Origin of the sequence: Stenotrophomonas sp. ZAC14D2_NAIMI4_6, from assembly GCF_003086875.1 — a bacterium.
Lineage (GTDB): Bacteria > Pseudomonadota > Gammaproteobacteria > Xanthomonadales > Xanthomonadaceae > Stenotrophomonas.
In genome coordinates this window covers 1,300,882-1,321,029 of record NZ_CP025996.1, presented here as the reverse complement: position 1 = coordinate 1,321,029, position 20,148 = coordinate 1,300,882, and the positions used below count along the sequence as shown (strand labels likewise).

Below are 20,148 nucleotides of genomic sequence, written 5' to 3'. Positions count from 1 at the left end.
AGGTCATTGCATGAAGCACACCCACTCTGGCGCCCTGCGCCGGAACGCCCTCGCCTTGTCGCTCGCCTGCGCCGCCGCGCCGGCGTTCGCCCAGGACGCCGCGCCGACCACCACCGAGTTGGACCGGGTGATGGTGACCCAGCGCACCGAGGGCTACCAGGTCTATGGCACCAACACCGCCACCAAGCTGCCGCTGACCCTGCGCGAAACACCGCAGTCGCTGACCGTGTTCACCCGCCAGCGCATCGAGGATTTCAACCTCATCACGATTTCCGAAGTGCTGCAGCAGACGCCGGGCGTCACCATCCAGTCGTATGACAGCAACCGCACGCTGTTCAACGCGCGTGGCTTTGCCATCAACAACTTCATGTTCGATGGCATTCCCACCAACTACACCACCGGCGCCGGCGGCAACTCGATCCTCAGCGACACCTCCATCTACGAACGCATTGAAGTGGTGCGCGGCGCCAGCGGCCTGGTCACCGGCTCGGGCAACCCGTCGGCCACGGTGAACATGGTGCGCAAGCGCCCGACCGAAACCTTCCAGGCCAGCACCAGCCTCAGCGCCGGTTCGTGGGATTACAAGCGCGCCGAGGTGGATGTGTCCGGTCCTCTAAGCAAGAGTGGCCGCGTGCGCGGGCGCTTCGTCGGCGCCTACACCGACAAGGAAAGCTGGGTGCGCTTCCAGCATGACAAGTCGCCCAGCCTGTACGGGGTGATCGAAGCGGACCTGACCGACAGCACCCGCCTGCGCGCGGGCATCGATTACCTGAAGACCGGTTCCGACGGCGGCGCCTGGAGCGCCTCGCCGCTGTACTTCCGCGATGGCAGCCGCGCGAACATGCCGCGTTCCTACAGCGCCGCCGCGCGCTGGAACGAATGGAACCGCGAAAGCACCAACTACTTCGCCACCCTGGAACAGCAGTTCGGCGCCGGCTGGAGTGGCCGCCTGGCCTACAACCACCGCGCCACCGATACCGATTCGCTGCTGCTGGCCGGTTCCAACACCGGCAACTGGGCCGACCCGGTCACCGGTCTGGGCCTGCGCATTGCCGATACCTATTCGGTGTCGGAAACCCGCGAAGATGCCTTCGACCTCTACGCCTCCGGCCCGTTCCAGCTGTTCGGCCGTTCGCACGAACTGGTGGTGGGCATCAACCACTACGACCGTGACCTGGACACCATCCGCGCCGGCATCACCTCGCGCCCGTACAACGTGGCCGCCTTCCCCAGCATCTTCAGCTGGGATGGCAACATCGGCAAGCCGACCACCTACAACTACGGCATTCCGTCCAGCACGGTGAACACCACCGAGACCGGCTACTACGCCGCCGTGCGCCTGAACCCGATCGACCCGCTGAAGATCATCGCCGGCGCGCGCTATTCCGATTACCGCACCACCACCGACAACTACAACACCGACGGTGTGTTCACCAGCCGCAGCGCGCGCACCACCGCCCATGAGCTGACCCCGTACGTGGGCGTGCTGTACGACCTGGGTAGCAACATCACCGCCTTTGCCAGCTATTCGGACGTGTTCCAGGCCACCGCCCGGCGCGACATCAACAACCAGCTGCTGGACCCCACCACCGGTGGCAACTACGAGTACGGCCTGAAGGCCGACTTCTTCGGCGGCCGCCTGTACGCGGCGTTGAACGGCTTCTACATGAAGCAGGACAACGTGGCCGAGCTGGACCCGAACGGCGGCGAGATCAAGCTGCCCGATGGCAGTTCGCCGTACATCGCCAGCCGCGGCATCACCACCCAGGGCGGTGAGTTCGAAGTCTCCGGTTCGATCAACGACCACTGGAGCATGACCGGCGGCTACACCTACAGCTACAGCAGCAACCCCGATGGCAGCCGCTTCGCCAGCACCAGCCCGATGCACCTGGCCCGCTTCAACACCACCTGGACCCATGGCCAGTGGACGCTGGGCGGCGGTGTCAGCGTGCAGAGCGAGATCTACCAGATGCAGCCCATCCCCACCGGGCGCTTCAATGCCAACGGCACCCCGGTTACCGCCACCGGCAAGATGAGCCAGGGCGGCTACGTGCTGTTCGACCTGATGGGCCGCTACCGCATCAACGACAACCTGAGCGTGGGCGTGACCGTCACCAACCTGTTCGACAAGGTCTACTACCGCAACGTCGGCTTCTTCAACTCCGGCTACTGGGGTGAGCCGCGCCGCGTGCTGTTCAACCTGCGCGCGAAGTTCTGAGCAACGGCGTAGCATCAGGGGCGGGCCTTCGGGTCCGCCTTTTTTTTGCCCGCCAAGGAAACACCCCATGCTGCACCGTGCCCTGTCCCGCCCTGCCCGCCTGCTGCTGCCACTGGCCCTGCTGCTGGGCACGCCGCTGCTGCAGGCCCGCGAGGTGGCCACACCGGCCGAGCACGTGGATGCCGATGGCCCCTATGTGTTCCGCGTGGGCGAGCAGCTGCGCGCGCAGTGGATCTGTGGTGACCAGGTGCAGATGCGCACCCTGCCCGCCACTGCCAGCGGCACCGATTTCAGCCCGCAGTGCGGCTACACCCACAGCGTGCACGTGGCGCCGCCGGCGGCACCCTCGGTTTCGGTGCTGCCGGCCGCACCGCGCATCGTCGCCCTGTCCGATATCCATGGCCAGTACGGCCTGCTGGTGCGCCTGCTGCGCGCCAACAAGGTGATCGATGCGCAGGACCGCTGGGCGCTGGGCACCGACACCCTGGTCATTGCCGGCGATGTGTTCGACCGCGGCCCGCAGGTAACCGAGGCGTTCTGGCTGCTGTACGGCCTGCAGCAACAGGCTGCCGCCGCCGGTGGCGCGGTGCACTTCGTGCTGGGCAACCATGAAACCATGGTGCTGTACGACGACCTGCGCTACGTCAACGCCAAGTACCTGCGCAGCGCACAACTGCTCGGCCGCAGCTACCCGCAGCTGTACGGCGCCGATTCGGTGATCGGGCAGTGGCTGCGCACGCGGCCGGTACTGCTGAAGATCGGCGACACCCTGTTCCTGCACGGCGGCATTTCGCCCGACGCGGTGGAACTGGCGCTGGACCCGGCCGCCACCAACCACGCCTACCAGGCTTCGCTGGGCACGCCGAAGGCAGAGGTAAAGGCCAACCCGGCCACCGCCCCGCTGTACGACGGCAAGACCAGCCCGATCTGGTACCGCGGCTATTTCGACGGGCGCCTGGATGCGCAGGGCGTGCAGGCCGTGCTGGACCGCCTGCAGCTGAAGCGCATCGTGGTCGGCCACACCTCCATGCCGCACGTGAGCACTTTCCACGGCGGCCGGGTGATCGCCATCGACAGCAGCATCAAGAACGGCGAGAACGGCGAACTGCTGTTCATTGAAAACGGAACGCTGAGCCGTGGCCTGCTGGATGGAAGTCGCGTGCCGCTGGCCGAAGGCGTTCCCGGCGCGGATGGCTGACCGTTGGTAGAGTCGAGCTTGCTCGACTGCCGTTGGCCATTGGTAGAGTCGAGCTTGCTCGACTGCACAGCCGCGCGAAACGCCAGAGCCAAAGCAGTCGAGCAAGCTCGACTCTACCGAATCGCGCGCCTTAGAGCGGGCGCTGCTGCATCGGCACAGCGCTGCCTTCACTGCGCGCGCGGGCAGCCAGCGGCTCACGCACGCGCTGCGCCAGGTAGCCCAGGCTGGCGGCCAGGATGAAGGTGTAGCCCAGCAACTCGGTGGTTTCTTCGATGGTGTTCTTGAACACGCGGATGTACTGGTCACCCAGCAAGCCCGTCCACAACGAGGTCATGCCGATCAGGCGCGAGTAGAACAGCAGCAGCACCAGGCCGATGGTCATCACCGTGCCGGCGCGCGAGGTGAGAAAGCGCACCAGACCGGCCACGGCACCGCGCCAGTCACGGCTGGCCCAGGCCAGCGAACCGACGATCAGCAACGTCACCGGATACTTCCAGAACCCGTGCGCGATCAGGTCCAGCGCCTCGTCCATCTCGCGCAGGAACATGCAGGCGAACAGGGCCGCAGCCAGCACCGCGAAACCCCGGTCCTCGGCGCGGCGCCACGCCAACCGCGCGAACGCCAGCACGCTGGCCGCCAGGAAGCCTTCCTGGGTCAATTCCACCAGTGACCACTCGCCCACTGCGTCGCCCAACCAATGAATGTCCAGCCAGGCCAGCAAGGGCGGCAGGGTCACCATGAAGCCGAAAAGGAAGGTGCGTCCCAGATGGGACAGCAGGAGGCGGAGATCATTCTTCATTACGTACTACCTGCGCCGGAAGCGGCGAAACTGCGGAAAACAAAGGCGACAGGGGGCAGGTCCACGAACGGGCCCGCGCGGCGTGTCGCGGCGGTTCGTTATTGTCTCGTTAAAGGCGGCGCCTGACGACCGCACCAATGGAATGGAGAGGTCCGCCTGCGCGTGCAGCGCGCGATGTCAGCAGGCAATCCAGTAATCGACCTGGAACAACCGCCCGTGCGCATCGAAGCGCAGGTCATAGCGCTCCTCGAAGCGTCCGCGCGGATCGGCGGTCACATGCACGGTGCCATCGCTGGCGTGCGCGCGCGGCAACTGCTGCATGACACTTGCCCCGGTACTGCGCAGATCGATCCGCTGCCCGTTGGACAGCAGCAGCGCGCCCGCGCGCCCCGGTTCGAAGCGGCGCAGCACCGCGGTCAGGCCATCGCTTTCCCAAGCCTGCCCGGCCCAGCTCAGCAGCTGGATATCGCCGTGATCGTATGCACTGCCGCATTCGTATGGCGACGCCTCGCGTTGCAGCGGCGCACCCAGCGCCTGCAGCACGCGCGGCAGCGGCACCTGTTCGCCGTGCGCGAACCGGCCCAGGCCCTGCACCTGCACGCCCACGATGGCCGGCTGATCGTCTTCGTCGGAGGACTCGGCCTGGGCCAACGCAACAGGCTGCACCACCAGCAGCAGGGCCGCGGCAATCAGGCAGACACGTCGACGATGGCGGAGCCGTTGTTCCATGGCGGCGACTGTACTGCAGTTTCCGCCGCACGCACCCGCGGTACCTACAACGGCTTCACGGCATACCGACTAATTTTTGCCGGACACTTTACGGATGACGGACCCACGTGCATCGGCATCGCCCCACCCCGTGGCTGCAACGCGCAGGCGCGCCCCTGCTGATCTGTGCGCTGTGGCTGCCCACAGCCGGCGGCGCGCAGTCCCTTCCTGACAGCGCGGCACCACCGGCACTGGACTGGGAACAGGCGCGGCAACGGCTGGAACAGGTGTCCGACGCGCTGGCCGCCGCCGATGCCGGCGTGCGCAACAAGCAGGAACTGCAGGAAGCCACCCGCCTGCTGCGCCTGCCCGAGATCACCGGCGAAGTACGCCGCCTGCAGTTCCAGAAGACCCTTACCCTGCCGCTGGGCTCGCTGGCACCGGTGGCCGAGGCCTACGGCATCGACTCGCCGTTGACCTTCACCGAACGCGACTGGCGCACCCGCCCGGTGGTGACCGCGGTACTGCCGCTGTACACCGGCGGGGTGATTCCCGCGGCGCAGCGCGCAGCCAGCGCCGCCAGCGAACAGGCCAGTGCCGAGCGCGAAGCGCAGCGCCAATCAATCACCGTGCAACTGGCGCAGGCCTACTTCGGCCAGCGCCTGGCCGAACAGGCGGTGGACGTGCGCCGCGATGTGCGCGACGGCCTGGAACGCCATCTGTCCGATGCGCAGAAACTGGAACGCGAAGGCTTCGCCACGCGGGCCCAGCGCCTGCAGGCCACCGTGGCCCGCGACAAGGCCGAGCGCGAGTACCAGAAGAGCGTGAACGATCTGGCCACGCTGCAGGCCGCACTGGCCACCCTGCTGCGCAGTGGCGGCCAGGTCCGCCCCACCTCGCCGCTGTTCGTGCAGCGCGCGCCGCTGGAACCGGTGGCCAGCTTCGAACGCACCGCGCAGGCGCGGCAACCGCAGATTGCGCGCCTGCGTGCGCTGGTGGCGCAGGCCGAACAGGGCGTGCGCGTGCAGCAGGCCAAGCTGAAACCGCAGATCTTTGCCTTCGGCCAGTACGACTTCCGCCGCCGCGATGAAATGCTGACCGACCCGGACTGGGCGTTCGGCATCGGGCTGAAGTACACCTTCCTGTCGCCCAACTCGCGGCCGGCGCAGATCGGTGCGGCACGTGCGCAGCAGGAGCAGGCCGAGGCCGGCCTGCGCGAAGCCGAGAACCAGGTCGCCCTAGGCGTGCGCAAGGCCTGGAACGAACTGGAAACCGCCCGCCAGCAGTTCGTGCTGCTGGACAGCAGCATTGCCCAGGCACAGGAAAACCTGCGCCTGCAGGAACTGGCGTTCCGCGAGGGCCAGGCCACATCGCTGGACGTGATCGATGCACGGCTGGGCCTGGGCGGCGCCCGCGTGGAGCGCTCGCAGGCGGCCTACCAGTACGACGTAGCCCTGGCGCAGTTGCTGGAGATCAGTGGCCAGATGGACCGTTTCGAAGACTACCGGCGGCGCGCGGACGAGGTGATCGACCATGAGTGATGTATTGCACGATGACGCAGCAACGCCGCCGGGCAAGCGCCGTACCGGCCTGATCCTGGTGGTGGTGTTGCTGCTGGTGGTGGTGCTGGGCCTGTGGCTGGCCTGGCGCAGCCCGGCCGACCAGATCCAGGGCATGGCCGACGCGGACACGCTGAACGTGGCCGCCAAGATCACCGCCCGCGTGGCCGAACTGAAGGTGCGCGAAGGCGACCGCGTGCAGGCCGGGCAGATCGTGTTCCTGCTGGACAGCCCGGAAGTGGCGGCCAAGGAACAGCAGGCCCACGGTGCGCTGGCCGCCGCCCAGGCGGTGGCCGACAAGGCCGACGAAGGCGCGCGCCGCGAAGACATCCGTGCCGCCGAAGCCAACTGGAAGCGCGCCGAGGCCGGTGCCACCCTGGCCGAGGCCACCGCCGGCCGCGTGCAGAACCTGTTCAACGAAGGCGTGATGACCCGGCAGAAGCGCGACGAAGCCCACGCCCAGGCCACCAGCTCGCGCGAACTGGCCCGCGCCGCGCGCGCGCAGTACGACATGGCCCTGGCCGGCGCACGCGAACAGGACAAGCGTGCCGCACAGGGCCAGGTGCAACAGGCGCAGGGCGCGGTGGCCGAAGTCAACGCCGCCCGCGCCGAAGTGGAAGGCCGCGCCCCCGTGGCCGGCGAGATCAACAAACGCATGGCCGACCCGGGCGAACTGGTGCCGGCCGGCTTCCCGGTGTTCACCCTGGTCGACATCGATCGCATGTGGGTGTCGATGAACCTGCGTGAATCGCAGATGCAGGGTCTGAAGGTCGGCAGCCGCCTGCAGGGCCGGATTCCCGCGCTGGAAAAGGATGCGACGTTCGAGGTGTACTTCATCAATCCGGCCGGCGACTACGCCACCTGGCGCAGCACGCGCCAATCGTCGGGCTACGACGTGCGCAGCTTCGAGGTGCGGGTACGCCCGGTGCAGCGTGTCGAAGGCTTCCGGCCCGGCATGAGCGTGCTGTTCGCATGGCCGCAGGACTGAACCCGGACAGCACCGGCATCGGCGCTGCATGGCGGCGCGAACTGCGTGCGCTGCGCAGCAACCGTGCCGACCTGGCCCTGGTCACCCTGCTGCCACTGCTGATGCTGGCGGTGATGGTCTGGATGTTTTCCGCATCGGTCATGCGCGATGTGCCCATTGCCGTGGTCGATCTGGACCACAGCAGCGACAGCCGCCTGCTGCTGCGCATGCTCGATGCCAGCCCCGGCGTGCGCGTGGCCACGCAGCCGGCCAGCCTGGACGAAGCACAGGCGCAGCTGCGCAGCCTGCAGGTGTTCGCGGTGGTGCTGGTGCCGCGCGATGTCACCCGCCAGGCCCTGCGCGGGCGCCAGGGCACGGTGTTCGCCTATTACAACGCCACCTACATGACCACCGGGCAGTCGGCCGCGCGCGATATCGGCGATGCGGTATCGGCCTGGGGCGCGCGCCTGCTGCGCGAGCGCATCGGCCTGCAGGTCGGCCCCGGCAAGCTGCGCGCCGCGCCCATCGCCGTGCAGTCGGACATCCTCTACAACCCGGCGCGCAGCTACGAACTGTTCCTGCTGCCGCTGATCTTCCCGGCGGTGTTGTCGCTGGTGCTGGCCTTGGCCGTGGCCGGCAGCCTGGGCCGCGAGATCCGCGATGGCACGCTGCGCGCTTGGCTGGGGCGCACGCCATGGTCGGCGCTGCTGGGCAAGATCGCACCCTACGTGCTGCTGTTTTCCATGTACGGCGCCGCAGGTGTCGCCTACCTGGCGTGGCTGCGCGGCGATGGCATTGCCGGCAGCGTGCTGTTGCTGCTGCTGGCACAGCCGCTGTTCTACCTGGCCACCGCCAGCTACGCGCTGTTCTTCGTCGGCGTTACCCGTGACATGGGCACCGCATTGTCGGCGGTGGGCCTGAGCATCGGCACCGCACTGGCGTTTTCCAGCGCCACGTTCCCGGTCATCGATGCGCCGCTGTTCACCCGCATCTGGCACCTGCTGCTGCCGCTGAGCGCCTACATCAAGCTACAGACCCAGCAGCAGTTCGTCGGCGCGCCGCTGGCGGTATCGCTGTGGCCACTGGCCACCCTGCTGCTGATGATCGTGGTGGCCGGCGGCACCGGCGGCGCACGGCTGATCGCCTTCGCCCGCAGCACGCCGGCCACGCAAGCGGCCAGGGGCAGCGCATGAACGAGGTGTGGCGCAGCCTGCGGCAGACCCTGATGGCCGTGCTGCTGGACCGCTACGCCATCGTGGTGATGGTCGGCGCGGTCATCCTGTACTCGTTCTTCTACCCGGCCGCGTATCGCCACCAGGTGGCCGGCGATCTGCCCGTGCTGGTGGTGGACGAAGACCACAGCGCCACCAGCCGCGAACTGCTGCGCACGCTGGATGCGCTGCGCGTGGCGCGCGTGGTCGGGCAACCGGCAGATATCGAAAGCGCACGCCAGCAACTGGAAGCCGGCCACGCCGAGGGCATCGTGCTGATACCGGCGAACCTGGAGCGCGACATCCTGCGCGGCCACCCCGCCAAGCTGGTACTGCTCGGCAATGGCGCCTATCTGGGCCGCGCCAGCTGGGTGCTGGGCAGCGTGGCCGATGCGCTGGGCGCGTTCGGTCGCGATGCGGCCGTCACCCAGGCCGCCTTCATGGGCGCGCCGCAGGCACCGCCGGTCACTCTGGTGCAGCGACCTCTGTACAACACCCAGGAAGGCTACGGCAGCGCCATCGTGCCGGGCGTGGCCGAACTGATCGTGCACCAGACCCTGCTGATGGGCATCGGCGTGCTGCTGGGCGGCCGCCGCCTGGCGCTGGGCCGGCGCCTGCGCTTCGACCGGCCCACCCTGCTGGGCATGGCGCTGGGCTTTGGCCTCATCGGCCTGTTCGGGTTGTTCTACTACGTCGGTTTCACTGCCTGGGTGCAGGACTACCCGCGCGGTGGCAACCCGTTGGGGCAAGTGCTGGGCGGCACGTTGTTCATCGCCGCCACCGTGGCCTTCGGCCTGTTCGTCGGCAGCTTCTTCCGCACGCGCGAACGTGCGTTCCAGTACGTCATCGCCACGTCCATCCCGCTGTTCTTCCTGGCCAACCTGTCCTGGCCGGCGGTGATGACCCCAACGCCGCTGGTCTGGCTGTCGCAGCTGCTGCCCACCACCGCCGGCATCAACCTGATGGTGCGCCTGACCCAGATGGACGCCCGCCTGGCCGATGTCCGCCACGAACTGATCACCCTCGGCGGCTTGCTGCTGCTGTACGGCACGCTGGCCTACCGGCGCCTGCACGGCGGCGCGCCACGCAGTTCCGACTAATTCTTGCTGTCGTCGGGCGTGTACCAGAACGGAATGCGGTACTCACGGCGACGGTCGGGCCCCGTGCGTTCGCCCTGCGCGTGCCAGACCAGGTGCAGGTCGTGCCGGCCCGGCGCCAGGCCCTGCAACGGCAGGTAGCCCACCAGCCCGCGCATTTCCAGATCGCGGCGCTCGAACGGCACGAAGTCGGCCAGGTTTACCGGCTTGCCATCCAGGGTGACGGTCCAGATCAAGGCCAGGCAGTCCACTGCCGCACGTGCCGCCGGCGCACCTTCGGCGCTGTTCTCGCCCCCGGGCAAGGCAGTGCAGTAGCGCCGAGCCAGCGGATTGTCGCGCTGCGGGCGATGCGGAATGAACAGCCGCAGGCGCGAACTGCTGATCGTATCGGCCGGAATCATCGGGTAGGCCAGCAGCTGGTCGTGCGTCGAACGTAGTGATTCGTAGTGCGCGCTCAGCATGCCGTTGTCCACGGCTTCCTCGGTCAGCACCTGGTAGCGGTTGAACAGCGAGAACTTCACCGAACCGGCCACCTGCACCGCCGCCAGCACCATCGCCACGCCAATGGCCAGCAGGTAGCCCACCATGAACGAGCGCGAGCGCAGGTTGCTCTGGATGGTCAGCTGCATGGTCTGCATCAAGCGCAGCAACGGCACCCGCTGCATGCCGGCCAGGAAGCACTGCAGCGCGCGTTCCAGCCCCTCGCTGGCGCGGCCACGTGCGTGGCGGCGGGCGATGGCCTTTTCCAGCATGAAGGGCACGAAGGCCAGCGCCAGCAGGCTCACCAGGCACGCGCCCACCACCGCCATCGCCACCTGGTCCGAACCACCGGCCAGGAAGGCGATCAGAATCGCAATGGCCAAGGTCACCATTGCCAGCACCAGGGTGCCGGCCAGGGTCTGCACGCAGATCAGCGTGGTGGAGAACAGCAGCGTGGCCAGGCGGTCCGCGCGCTGGATGCTGCTGTCCAGGCCGCCATCGCGCGCGCGCAGGAAGGCACGCGACACCGGTCCCATCTTCTGCAGCGCGGCCCAGTCGATGCCCTCGGGGAAATGCGATTTCAGCCCGACCAGGCCGATCCAGTAACCACGCACGGTCAGGTGCGCGATCAGCGCCACCGCCAGCACGTAGCACATGCCCACCACCGTGCTGAAGGCAAACCACAGCAGCTGGAAGTACATGCCTTCGGTATGCAGGCTGCTGCGCGCCCAGGCATCGAACAGATAACCGGGCACGGCCAGCAGGGCAAACGCCAGCAGGCCGGAAATGAACAGCTCCAGCTCGTCCGCACGCTCGCGCAGCCGGCTGAAGCGGGTGTTCGCTTCCGGCTCGGCGTGGGTCGGTGTGGGCACGGCTTGCGGCGCAGCAACGGGTGATTCGTTCACAGCGCGTTCATCCTTGGAAGTTGGCGCAGTATAGGCCGCCGCCCGGCCCCGTGGTACGCCCGCGCAAACGAAGAACGCCGGCACGAAGCCGGCGTTCGGGTACTGCAGGTGGAAGGGACTACAAAGGGTTTATCGGTACACGCGTTCGCAGCGGCGCTCGACCACGCGGTCGCCAGTCTTGCTCTGGTGGTTGCCCTGGATCTGGCGACCGGCAGCACCGCCGGCCACGGCACCAGCCACGGTGGCCAGCTTCTTACCGTTGCCACCGCCCACCTGGTTACCCAGCAGGCCACCCACCACCGCACCGGTCGCGGTACCGGTAATGCGGTTCGGGTCACGCGAATTGCGCTGCACTTCCACGTTCTTGCACACCACGCGGCTGCCGTCGTTGAACTTGCGGCCTTCATCGCGCGGGCCATAAGTCTGTGCACCGGCAACCGACGACGCTGCCAGAAGGCTGCCCAGCAGCAGTACGCGGATAGAAGTATTCATGGCGGTCTCCTGTGTTGCGGTATGGCGCAAGTGTCTCGTGGGCGGTGGCAACCACAGGTGAAATCCAGATCACTGCGCGCTGAACGGCCATGTGCGGTTCATCTACGCCGTGCCGCATTGCTACAGTGATGAAACCGTCGATTGAGGCTCCTGCATGCACAACGATGCGCCGCTGGAACTGGTGCTGGAAGGCAGCGCCGTGCATGACATCGCCAGCTTCTATGCCGAAATCAACCGCGTCTTCATGGCGGGCGAAGACTGGCAGCTGGGCCCAAGCCTGGATGCCTTGGACGACCTGCTGTATGGCGGATACGGGGTGCTGGCCGGGCACGCCACGGCAACGCTGGTCTGGAAGGACATCGCCCAGACGCGCCACGCGCTGGGTGAAGCCACCACCCGGGCATGGCTGAAGGACAAGCTCGACAACACGGCCACGTTCAACACCGCAGCCATCACGCGACAACTTCGGGCGCTGCAGCGCGGCGAAGGCGAAACCTACTTCGAGATCGTGATGGAGATCTTCGCCGGGCATCCGAACATCAGCCTGCAGATGCAGTGAGGGCGCTTGGCGGGGGCGCGCCGAGCCACCCCTAGCCGTTACCATGGGCAGCCCTGTACCCGTCTCCGCCCTGCGGCCTGCCCGCGGCGGACACCCCAGATCCACGAGCCCCATGTCCAAAGACAAGTCCGCCGAACACACCCCGCTGATGAAGCAGTTCTTCGCAGCCAAGTCCGACTACCCGGACCTGCTGCTGTTCTTCCGCATGGGCGACTTCTACGAACTGTTCTACGACGACGCCCGCAAGGCGGCGCGGCTGCTGGACATCACCCTGACCCAGCGCGGCAGCTCCGGCGGCGCGCCCATTCCCATGGCCGGTGTGCCGGTGCACGCCTACGAAGGCTACCTGGCGCGGCTGGTGGCGCTGGGCGAATCGGTGGCCATCTGCGAACAGATCGGCGACCCGGCGCTGGCCAAGGGCCTGGTGGAACGCAAGGTGGTGCGCATCGTCACCCCCGGCACCGTTACCGACGAGGCCCTGCTGGACGAGCGCCGCGACACCCTGCTGATGGCGCTGTCGCGCAGCAAGCAGGGCTATGGCCTGGCCTGGGCCGATCTGGCCGGTGGCCGCTTCCTGGTCAACGAAGTGGAAACCGACGACGCGCTGGAAGCCGAACTGGCCCGCCTGGAACCGGCCGAACTGCTGGTGCCCGACGAAGAGAACTGGCCCGAGTTCCTGCGCCAGCGCACCGGTGTGCGCCGCCGCGCGCCGTGGCTGTTCGATGCCGACAGTGGCCGCCGCCAGCTGCTGGCCTTCTTCAAGCTGCACGACCTCAGCGGCTTCGGCATCGACGACAAGCCGCGTGCCACCGCTGCCGCCGGTGCACTGCTGGGCTACGTGGAAGAAACCCAGAAGCAGCGCCTGCCGCACCTGACCTCCATTGCGATGGAAACCGCCGGTGAGGCGATCGCGATGAACGCCGCCACCCGCCGCCACCTGGAACTGGACACGCGGGTGGACGGCGATACCCGCAACACCCTGCTGGGCGTGCTCGACAGCACGGTCACGCCGATGGGCGGCCGCCTGCTGCGGCGCTGGCTGCACCGCCCGCTGCGCCTGCGTGAGGTGCTGGTACAGCGCCACCATGCGGTGGAAACGCTGATCGACCGCGGCAGCGATGCAGACATCCGCGAACAGTTCCGCCGCCTGGGCGATCTGGAACGCATTCTTACCCGCGTGGCGCTGCGTTCGGCGCGCCCGCGTGATTTTTCCACCCTGCGCGATGGCCTGGGCCTGCTGCCGGCCGTGCGCGAGGTGCTGGCACCGCTGGATTCGCCGCGCCTGCAGACCCTGCACGCCGCGCTGGGCGAGCACGACGAATGCGCGCACCTGCTGGCCAGCGCCATTGCCGAAATGCCGCCGCTGAAGCTGAGCGATGGCGGCGTGCTGGCCGATGGCTTCGATGCCGAACTGGACGAGCTGCGCCGCCTGTCCACCCACGCCGACCAGTTCCTGGTTGACCTGGAACTGCGCGAGCGCGAGAGCAGCGGCATTCCCACCCTGAAGGTGGGCTACAACCGCGTGCACGGCTACTACATCGAAATCAGCAAGGGCCAGTCCGACCGCGCGCCGGTGCACTACACCCGCCGGCAGACGCTCACCAATGCCGAGCGTTACATCACCGAAGAACTGAAGGCGTTCGAAGACAAAGTACTGTCCGCGCGCGATCGTTCGCTGTCGCGCGAAAAGTACCTCTACGAACAACTGCTGGACACCCTGGGCGGCCAGCTGGAACCGCTGAAGCAGTGCGCCGCCGCGCTGAGCGAACTGGACGTACTGGCCGCCTTCGCCGAACGCGCACAGGCGCTGGACTGGGCGCGCCCGGAACTGCAGGCCGAGCCCTGCCTGAAGATCGAACGCGGCCGCCACCCGGTGGTGGAAGCGGTGCGCGAACAGCCCTTCGAACCCAACGATCTGGACCTGCACCCGGACCGTCGCATGCTGGTCATCACCGGCCCGAACATGGGCGGTAAGTCGACCTACATGCGGCAGAACGCGCTGATCGTGCTGCTGGCCCACATCGGCAGCTTCGTGCCGGCCAGCCGCGCCCTGATCGGCCCGATCGACCGCATCCTCACCCGCATCGGCGCCGGCGACGACCTGGCCCGCGGGCAGTCCACCTTCATGGTGGAAATGGCCGAAACCAGCTACATCCTGCACCACGCCACCGCGCATTCGCTGGTGCTGATGGACGAGATCGGCCGTGGCACGTCCACCTACGACGGCCTGGCCCTGGCCGATGCGGTCGCGCGCCACCTGGCCTACCAGAACCGCTGCTACACGCTGTTTGCCACCCACTACTTCGAACTGACCGCGCTGGCCGACGAGCAGCACGAAGGCGGTGCCAGTGGCATTGCCAACGTGCACCTGGATGCGGTCGAGCATGGCGAGGCACTGGTGTTCATGCATGCAGTGAAGGACGGCCCGGCCAACCGCAGCTTCGGCCTGCAGGTAGCCGCGCTGGCCGGCCTGCCGCGCGCCACCGTGGCGCAGGCACGGCGCCGCCTGGCCGAGCTGGAACAGCGCGGTGGCGAAAGCCATGCGGCCGCCGTGGCCCCGCAGGCGCTGGATGCACCGCAGCAGTTCGGCCTGTTCGCCGCGCCATCGAGCAAGGCGCAGGAAGCGCTGGCGGCGATCGATCCTGACGAGCTGACCCCGAAGCAGGCGCTGGAAGCGCTGTACCGGTTGAAGGCGTTGTTGTAACGGCACCCGCCGGGCATGGCCCGGCGCTACCTGTCGGCATGGCGCCCGCCCCGGCGCCATGAACCCTTCGCATTTCCGTCGTGTACCCGGCGTTATGCTCAGGCGGTCCTTCCTTCACTGAACGGAGACCGCCATGAATACCCAATCCCTCGCCGCATCCCTGTTCCAGCAACTGCAGCAGGGCCAGGGCCTGCTGCAGGTATCGCAGCAGCTTGGACTGGACAGCGCGCAGACCAGCCAGGCCGTGGGCAGCGCCCTGCCCCTGCTGCTGGGCGCAATGGGCCAGAACGCCAGTGAACCGCAGGGCGCGCAGTCCCTGCTCAATGCCCTGCAGCGCGACCACAGCGGCGGCGGCGGCGGCTTCGACCTGGGCGGCATCCTCGGCGCGGTGATGGGCGGCGGCGGCAGCGGTGCCACCGACGGCGCCGGCATCCTCGGCCATGTGTTCGGCGGCCAGCAGCCGCAGGCGGCCGCGGCCCTGGGCCAGAAGACCGGGCTGGACAGCGGCACCTCCGGCAAGCTGCTGGCGATCCTCGCCCCCATCGTCATGTCGTTTTTGGCCCAGCGGTTTGCCCAGCAGGGCAATGCCACCGAACTCAGCAGCGCGCTGGGGCAGGAAACGCAGAGCGGCGGCGGCCTGGGCAGCCTGCTGGGCGGCGCCCTGGACCAGGACGGCGATGGCCAGTTCGGCGCCAGCGACCTGATGAAACTGGGCGCCGGCCTGTTGAAGCGCTGATCAGCCACGACCGTCCTATGCAGACGGCACCATAGATCACCACTATCGCATTGGTTGAATCAATCGAATTTACCGATCGCCAGGCCCTGCCTATCGTGGGCTTGAACCCGATTCCCATTTCGCCAGCCCACAGGTAGATACCCATGAAAAGCGAAGCCAAGTGCCCCTTCAACCATGCCGTGGTCGGTGACGCCACGACCAACCGCGACTGGTGGCCGAACCAGTTGCGCGTGGACCTGCTGAACCAGCACTCCGCGCGCTCCAACCCGCTCGATGCCGGCTTCGATTACGCCAAGGCGTTCCAAGGCCTGGACTACGCCGCCCTGAAGGCCGACCTGAAGGCACTGATGACCGATTCGCAGGACTGGTGGCCGGCCGACTTCGGCCACTACGGTGGCCTGTTCATCCGCATGGCCTGGCACAGCGCCGGCACCTACCGCATCGGCGATGGCCGCGGTGGCGGCGGTCGCGGCCAGCAGCGCTTCGCTCCGCTCAACAGCTGGCCGGACAACGTCAGCCTGGACAAGGCACGGCGCCTGCTATGGCCGATCAAGCAGAAGTACGGCCAGGCCATTTCCTGGGCCGACCTGCTCATCCTTACCGGCAACGTCGCACTGGAATCGATGGGCTTCAAGACGCTGGGCTTCGCCGGCGGCCGCCCCGATACCTGGGAACCGGATCAGGACGTGTACTGGGGCCGCGAGACCACCTGGCTGGGCGGCGACGTGCGCTACAAGCACGGCTCCGAAGGTGTGCAGGAAGACCACGGCGTACTGGTGTCCGACGATGATGCCGACGGCGATGTGCATTCGCGCAAGCTGGAAAACCCGCTGGCCGCAGTGCAGATGGGCCTGATCTACGTGAACCCGGAAGGCCCGGACGGCAACCCCGACCCGGTGCTGGCCGCGCATGACATCCGCGATACCTTCGGTCGCATGGCCATGGACGATGAAGAAACCGTCGCCCTGATCGCCGGTGGCCACAGCTTCGGCAAGACCCACGGCGCCGGCCCGGCCGACAACGTGGGCAAGGAACCGGAAGCGGCCGATCTGGAAAACCAGGGCCTGGGCTGGGCCAACAGCTTCCGCAGTGGCAAGGGTGGCGACACCATCACGAGCGGCCTGGAAGTCACCTGGACCCGCACCCCGGCACAGTGGAGCCACGACTTCTTCGAAATCCTGTTCGGCAACGAATGGGAACTGACCAAGAGCCCGGCCGGTGCCCACCAATGGGTGGCCAAGAACGCCGACGCGGTAATTCCCGACGCGCACGATCCGTCGAAGAAGCACCGCCCCACCATGCTCACCACCGATCTGGCGCTGCGCATGGACCCTGCCTACGAAAAGGTGTCGCGCCGTTTCCTGGAAAACCCGCAGGCCTTCGCCGATGCCTTCGCCCGCGCCTGGTTCAAGCTGACCCACCGTGACATGGGCCCGCGCGCGCGTTACCTCGGCCCGGAAATTCCGGCCGAACAGTTCATCTGGCAGGACCCGCTGCCGGAAGCGCAGCACCCGCTGATCGACGCCAAGGACATCGCCGCGCTGAAGCAGCAGATCGCCGCCAGCGGCCTGAGCGTGGCCGAGCTGGTGTCCACCGCCTGGGCGTCGGCCTCCACCTTCCGCGGCTCGGACAAGCGCGGTGGTGCCAACGGTGCACGCGTGCGCCTGGCCCCGCAGAAGGACTGGGCGGTGAACCAGCCGCAGCAGCTGGCCAAGGTGCTGGCCGCGCTGGAAAAGGTGCAGGCCGCGTTCAATGCCGGCAGCAGCAAGCAGGTGTCGCTGGCCGACCTTATCGTGCTGGCCGGTGGCGTGGGCGTGGAACAGGCGGCCAAGGCCGGTGGCCATGAGGTCAGCGTGCCGTTCACCCCGGGCCGCACCGATGCCAGCCAGGAACAGACCGATGTGGAATCGTTCGCGGTGCTGGAACCGGCCGCCGATGGCTTCCGCAATTACCTGAAGGGCGCCTACGCGGTGCCGGGCGAAGCGCTGCTGATCGACAAGGCACAGCTGCTGACCCTGACCGCGCCGGAGATGACCGCGCTGGTCGGCGGCCTGCGCGTGCTCGGTGCCAACGCCGATGGCGGCAAGCATGGCGTGTTCACCGCGCGCCCGGGCACGCTCAGCAACGACTTCTTCGTGAACCTGCTGGACATGGGCACGCAGTGGAAGGCCACTGGTCGCGAAAGCTACGAAGGCAGTGGCCGCAACGACGGCGCCGCCCGCTGGACCGGCACCCGCGCCGACCTGGTGTTCGGTTCCAATGCCGTGCTGCGCGCCCTGGCCGAGGTGTATGCCAGTGCCGATGGCGAGAAGAAGTTCGTGCAGGATTTCATTGCCGCCTGGACGCGGGTGATGGAACTGGACCGCTACGACCTGCACGGCTGACACGTCTGGTAGGTGCCAACCTTGGTTGGCACGTTTGGTAGGTGCCAACCTTGGTTGGCACGCTCTCCGGTGCGAACCGTTGGTTCGCACGGTCTCAGCAGCCGGGGCGCTCTCAACGCGCCCCGGCCTTCAACCGCTCCAGAATCGGCGCGAACACCGCCGCCTGCATCGATCGCGGTGGCTGCGCCACCCCACCCTTCTCCACCGCCTGCCAGTACGACCAGGGCAGCGCCTTGTCACCCAGCTCGTAATCCATGCCGTCCCAGCCATCCTCGCGGAAGGCATAGAACGCCCAGTGCACCTGCTGCTGCTCGGCTACGGCCAGCACGTCACGCAGGTAGGCGCCACAATCCGGCCAGCGGCGCATGCAGCCGAACTCACCGATCACCATCCGGTTGGCACCGATGCCATGGGTCTTCGCCCAGTCCATCGGCTGCTGCAGGTAACTGCGCACGCGCTCCGCATCCCAGCGCTGCTTTCCCGCGCCGAACCGCACCACGGCCGGGTAGCGGTACGGCGTGGCGCGCTTCTGGTTGGGCGCACTGGTGGCCGCATAGGGCTCATACATGTGCACGCTGTACAGCAGCTTCGAATCGTCCAGCGGCCCCGGCCAGTAATCGAAGGCATCGGCCGCCGCGTACCAGCCGGCATCGAGCATCAACGGCATGTCCGCATCCACCGCACGCACGCTGGCGATCAGCCCGCGGTACAGCACGCGCAGATCGCGCGGGCCGTCCTCCACATCGGCATACCACTGCTTCATCGCCTCGCGCGGGGCGTGCTCGGCCAGCGCGGTGCCGTATTCCGGCGCCGGCTCGTTGATGAGGTTGTAGGCGGCCAGCGCGGGGTGGCCCTTCAACGCGGTGGCCAGGTCGCGCCAGAAGCGCTGCGCAGGCAGGTGGTTGTCCATCGACTGCCACAACCGCTGGTCGACCACGTCATTGTTCTTCTGCCTCCAGCGCAGCAGGGGCAGCGACAGCGGCACCAGCACCACCTTCAGGCCCGAGGCATTGGCGTCATCCAGCGCGCGGCGCAGGGTGGCCACGTCGGCCTGCACCAGCCCTTGGTAGTGGTCGGCATCGCCCATCAGGAAGTCGCGGCCGCTGGCACTTTTCCATTTGTCCGGGCTCAACCGCACCCAAGTCGCGCCGGTGTCCCGCAGCGCCTGGAAATAGGCACGGTCGGGCGGGTTTTCGTTGAAGCTGTTGCCACCGCGCTGCGGCGTATCCCAGAAGGTGATGTCAGCGGCGAACGCCGGAGCGGCGGTGGCCAGGGCCAGGCACAGCAGGGTGCGGCGGAGGAACATGCGGGTCTTCCATGAAGAGGAAGATCCAACGTGCGGGGTGAAAACCGAATGCCGGCTGAGTGCGCGCAGCGGCCATGAACCGGTAGATGCCAACCTTGGTTGGCATGCGCCACACGACGCCCACCAAGGTGGGCGACTACCGTCAAAGGGCGTCCAGATCACCCAGCGCGCGGATCAACCGCCGCGCGCGCTTGTCCGGCTTGTGCTCCGGCGGCTGGAATCCATCACGGGCGGCGATGCGCAACGCACGCTGCTCGGCCCGCCGCGCCTTCGACGCTTCGCTTTCCACGTACAGCTGCTGCGCCACCGGCGCCGGGCCACGCTGGTCGCTGATGCCCAGCACCTGGATCTCGAAATGTTCCTCGCCACGGTCCACCTGCACCTGCTCGCCCACGCGCACCGCGCGTGAGGATTTCGGGCGCTGGCCGGCCACGCTTACCTTGCCGGTCTCAATGGCCTGCTTGGCCAGGCTGCGGGTCTTGAAGAAACGGGCCGCCCACAGCCAGATATCCAGGCGGACACTGGGCGGCAGCGGGGAAAGCGCATGCATCGGCGGAAACTACTCCGGGGGTCGATTCAAGGGACGCGGGTTGTCCGGGTCGACCCGGCACCCGGTGCCGCCGATCAACGGCTTTACACCGGAGGCCAGGTCCTGGCGTTGGCTGCCCACCAGGCATTCGGGGCGGTCGGTCGGCCGTATCTGGGTATCGCCCAGGCGGTCGTCCATGGAACATGCGGGCAGCACGGCCACGATCAAGGCCAGCGCGATCCCGCACACCTCCTGCTGTTGCTGATGCATTGCCACACCCCGCAAACCGGCTTGGT

General features: G+C 67.6%; 17 protein-coding genes. 10 read left to right on the top strand and 7 right to left on the bottom strand.

Annotated elements, in window-relative coordinates; translation table 11 throughout:
• The first annotated feature begins 10 nt into the window (after positions 1–10).
• Complete coding sequence (locus tag C1933_RS06045) at positions 11–2,218, top strand: TonB-dependent siderophore receptor (protein WP_108752531.1); 2,208 nt, start codon at positions 11–13, stop codon at positions 2,216–2,218.
• Between the two features lie 67 nt (positions 2,219–2,285).
• Positions 2,286–3,416 carry a metallophosphoesterase gene (locus tag C1933_RS06040; protein ID WP_108752530.1) on the top strand — a complete coding sequence of 377 codons (1,131 nt, stop codon included), beginning with the start codon at positions 2,286–2,288 and terminating at the stop codon, positions 3,414–3,416.
• Between the two features lie 130 nt (positions 3,417–3,546).
• On the opposite strand, the gene C1933_RS06035 is transcribed toward C1933_RS06040, so the two are convergent.
• Together C1933_RS06035 and C1933_RS06030 are read right to left on the bottom strand one after the other, a co-directional pair.
• Positions 3,547–4,215, bottom strand: coding sequence for a hypothetical protein (locus C1933_RS06035; protein ID WP_108752529.1), 669 nt, complete (start codon positions 4,213–4,215; stop codon positions 3,547–3,549).
• 177 nt (positions 4,216–4,392) lie between these two features.
• Positions 4,393–4,944 (bottom strand): hypothetical protein, encoded by a 552-nt coding sequence (locus tag C1933_RS06030; protein WP_108752528.1) that lies wholly within the window; start codon positions 4,942–4,944, stop codon positions 4,393–4,395.
• 170 nt (positions 4,945–5,114) lie between these two features.
• Here C1933_RS06030 and C1933_RS06025 point away from each other — a divergent pair, with 170 nt between their 5' ends.
• The 4 genes from C1933_RS06025 to C1933_RS06010 are packed head-to-tail and all read left to right on the top strand — an operon-like array spanning position 5,115 to position 9,760.
• Entirely contained in the window at positions 5,115–6,464 is a 1,350-nt protein-coding gene (locus C1933_RS06025) for a TolC family protein (protein ID WP_234412369.1), read from the top strand.
• Positions 6,457–7,470, top strand: a complete 1,014-nt coding sequence (locus C1933_RS06020) for an efflux RND transporter periplasmic adaptor subunit (RefSeq protein WP_108752527.1) — start codon at positions 6,457–6,459, stop codon at positions 7,468–7,470. The genes C1933_RS06025 and C1933_RS06020 overlap by 8 nt, the downstream gene beginning before the upstream one ends.
• Positions 7,455–8,642 (top strand): ABC transporter permease, encoded by a 1,188-nt coding sequence (locus C1933_RS06015; RefSeq protein WP_108752526.1) that lies wholly within the window; start codon positions 7,455–7,457, stop codon positions 8,640–8,642. Before C1933_RS06020 ends, C1933_RS06015 begins: the two co-directional genes overlap by 16 nt.
• On the top strand, positions 8,639–9,760 hold the full coding sequence (locus C1933_RS06010; protein ID WP_108752525.1) for an ABC transporter permease: 1,122 nt from the start codon (positions 8,639–8,641) through the stop codon (positions 9,758–9,760). Before C1933_RS06015 ends, C1933_RS06010 begins: the two co-directional genes overlap by 4 nt.
• Here the strand turns inward: C1933_RS06010 and C1933_RS06005 are convergent.
• A complete protein-coding gene (locus tag C1933_RS06005; protein WP_108752524.1) occupies positions 9,757–11,142 on the bottom strand; it encodes a hypothetical protein in 1,386 nt (461 codons plus the stop codon). The genes C1933_RS06010 and C1933_RS06005 overlap by 4 nt on opposite strands.
• 129 nt (positions 11,143–11,271) lie before the next feature.
• On the bottom strand, positions 11,272–11,634 hold the full coding sequence (locus tag C1933_RS06000) for a glycine zipper 2TM domain-containing protein (protein WP_108752523.1): 363 nt from the start codon (positions 11,632–11,634) through the stop codon (positions 11,272–11,274).
• Between the two features lie 154 nt (positions 11,635–11,788).
• On the opposite strand from C1933_RS06000, the gene C1933_RS05995 reads away from it, so the two are divergent.
• The 4 genes from C1933_RS05995 to katG all read left to right on the top strand — a co-directional run bounded on the left by C1933_RS05995 (position 11,789) and on the right by katG (position 18,017).
• A complete protein-coding gene (locus C1933_RS05995) occupies positions 11,789–12,193 on the top strand; it encodes a barstar family protein (RefSeq protein ID WP_108752522.1) in 405 nt (134 codons plus the stop codon).
• Between the two features lie 112 nt (positions 12,194–12,305).
• Entirely contained in the window at positions 12,306–14,897 is a 2,592-nt protein-coding gene (mutS, locus tag C1933_RS05990; protein WP_108752521.1) for a DNA mismatch repair protein MutS, read from the top strand.
• A gap of 133 nt (positions 14,898–15,030) precedes the next feature.
• The gene (locus C1933_RS05985; RefSeq protein ID WP_108752520.1) at positions 15,031–15,633 is read left to right on the top strand and encodes a DUF937 domain-containing protein; all 603 of its coding nucleotides are present in this window, start codon (positions 15,031–15,033) and stop codon (positions 15,631–15,633) included.
• Positions 15,634–15,776: 143 nt separating this feature from the next.
• The gene (gene katG / locus C1933_RS05980) at positions 15,777–18,017 is read left to right on the top strand and encodes a catalase/peroxidase HPI (protein ID WP_108752519.1); all 2,241 of its coding nucleotides are present in this window, start codon (positions 15,777–15,779) and stop codon (positions 18,015–18,017) included.
• A gap of 112 nt (positions 18,018–18,129) precedes the next feature.
• Here katG and C1933_RS05975 read toward each other — a convergent pair whose 3' ends face one another.
• From C1933_RS05975 to C1933_RS05965, 3 genes are all read right to left on the bottom strand, one after another.
• Positions 18,130–19,323 (bottom strand): cellulase family glycosylhydrolase, encoded by a 1,194-nt coding sequence (locus C1933_RS05975; protein ID WP_108752518.1) that lies wholly within the window; start codon positions 19,321–19,323, stop codon positions 18,130–18,132.
• A 142-nt stretch (positions 19,324–19,465) separates the two neighbouring features.
• Positions 19,466–19,873 (bottom strand): RNA-binding S4 domain-containing protein, encoded by a 408-nt coding sequence (locus C1933_RS05970; RefSeq protein WP_108752517.1) that lies wholly within the window; start codon positions 19,871–19,873, stop codon positions 19,466–19,468.
• Positions 19,874–19,882: 9 nt separating this feature from the next.
• Complete coding sequence (locus C1933_RS05965) at positions 19,883–20,122, bottom strand: hypothetical protein (protein ID WP_108752516.1); 240 nt, start codon at positions 20,120–20,122, stop codon at positions 19,883–19,885.
• Positions 20,123–20,148: the final 26 nt, after the last annotated feature.

What these genes read in the sequence shown, in the direction of transcription:
- C1933_RS05970 (WP_108752517.1), bottom strand. Translation starts at nt 19,873, where the DNA reads ATGCATGCGCTTTCCCCGCTGCCGCCCAGTGTCCGCCTGGATATCTGG.
- katG (WP_108752519.1), top strand. Translation starts at nt 15,777, where the DNA reads ATGAAAAGCGAAGCCAAGTGCCCCTTCAACCATGCCGTGGTCGGTGAC.
- C1933_RS06010 (WP_108752525.1), top strand. Translation starts at nt 8,639, where the DNA reads ATGAACGAGGTGTGGCGCAGCCTGCGGCAGACCCTGATGGCCGTGCTG.
- C1933_RS06045 (WP_108752531.1), top strand. Translation starts at nt 11, where the DNA reads ATGAAGCACACCCACTCTGGCGCCCTGCGCCGGAACGCCCTCGCCTTG.
- mutS (WP_108752521.1), top strand. Translation starts at nt 12,306, where the DNA reads ATGTCCAAAGACAAGTCCGCCGAACACACCCCGCTGATGAAGCAGTTC.
- C1933_RS06035 (WP_108752529.1), bottom strand. Translation starts at nt 4,215, where the DNA reads ATGAAGAATGATCTCCGCCTCCTGCTGTCCCATCTGGGACGCACCTTC.
- C1933_RS06030 (WP_108752528.1), bottom strand. Translation starts at nt 4,944, where the DNA reads ATGGAACAACGGCTCCGCCATCGTCGACGTGTCTGCCTGATTGCCGCG.
- C1933_RS06040 (WP_108752530.1), top strand. Translation starts at nt 2,286, where the DNA reads ATGCTGCACCGTGCCCTGTCCCGCCCTGCCCGCCTGCTGCTGCCACTG.
- C1933_RS05995 (WP_108752522.1), top strand. Translation starts at nt 11,789, where the DNA reads ATGCACAACGATGCGCCGCTGGAACTGGTGCTGGAAGGCAGCGCCGTG.
- C1933_RS05985 (WP_108752520.1), top strand. Translation starts at nt 15,031, where the DNA reads ATGAATACCCAATCCCTCGCCGCATCCCTGTTCCAGCAACTGCAGCAG.
- C1933_RS06000 (WP_108752523.1), bottom strand. Translation starts at nt 11,634, where the DNA reads ATGAATACTTCTATCCGCGTACTGCTGCTGGGCAGCCTTCTGGCAGCG.
- C1933_RS06020 (WP_108752527.1), top strand. Translation starts at nt 6,457, where the DNA reads ATGAGTGATGTATTGCACGATGACGCAGCAACGCCGCCGGGCAAGCGC.
- C1933_RS06015 (WP_108752526.1), top strand. Translation starts at nt 7,455, where the DNA reads ATGGCCGCAGGACTGAACCCGGACAGCACCGGCATCGGCGCTGCATGG.
- C1933_RS05975 (WP_108752518.1), bottom strand. Translation starts at nt 19,323, where the DNA reads ATGTTCCTCCGCCGCACCCTGCTGTGCCTGGCCCTGGCCACCGCCGCT.
- C1933_RS05965 (WP_108752516.1), bottom strand. Translation starts at nt 20,122, where the DNA reads ATGCATCAGCAACAGCAGGAGGTGTGCGGGATCGCGCTGGCCTTGATC.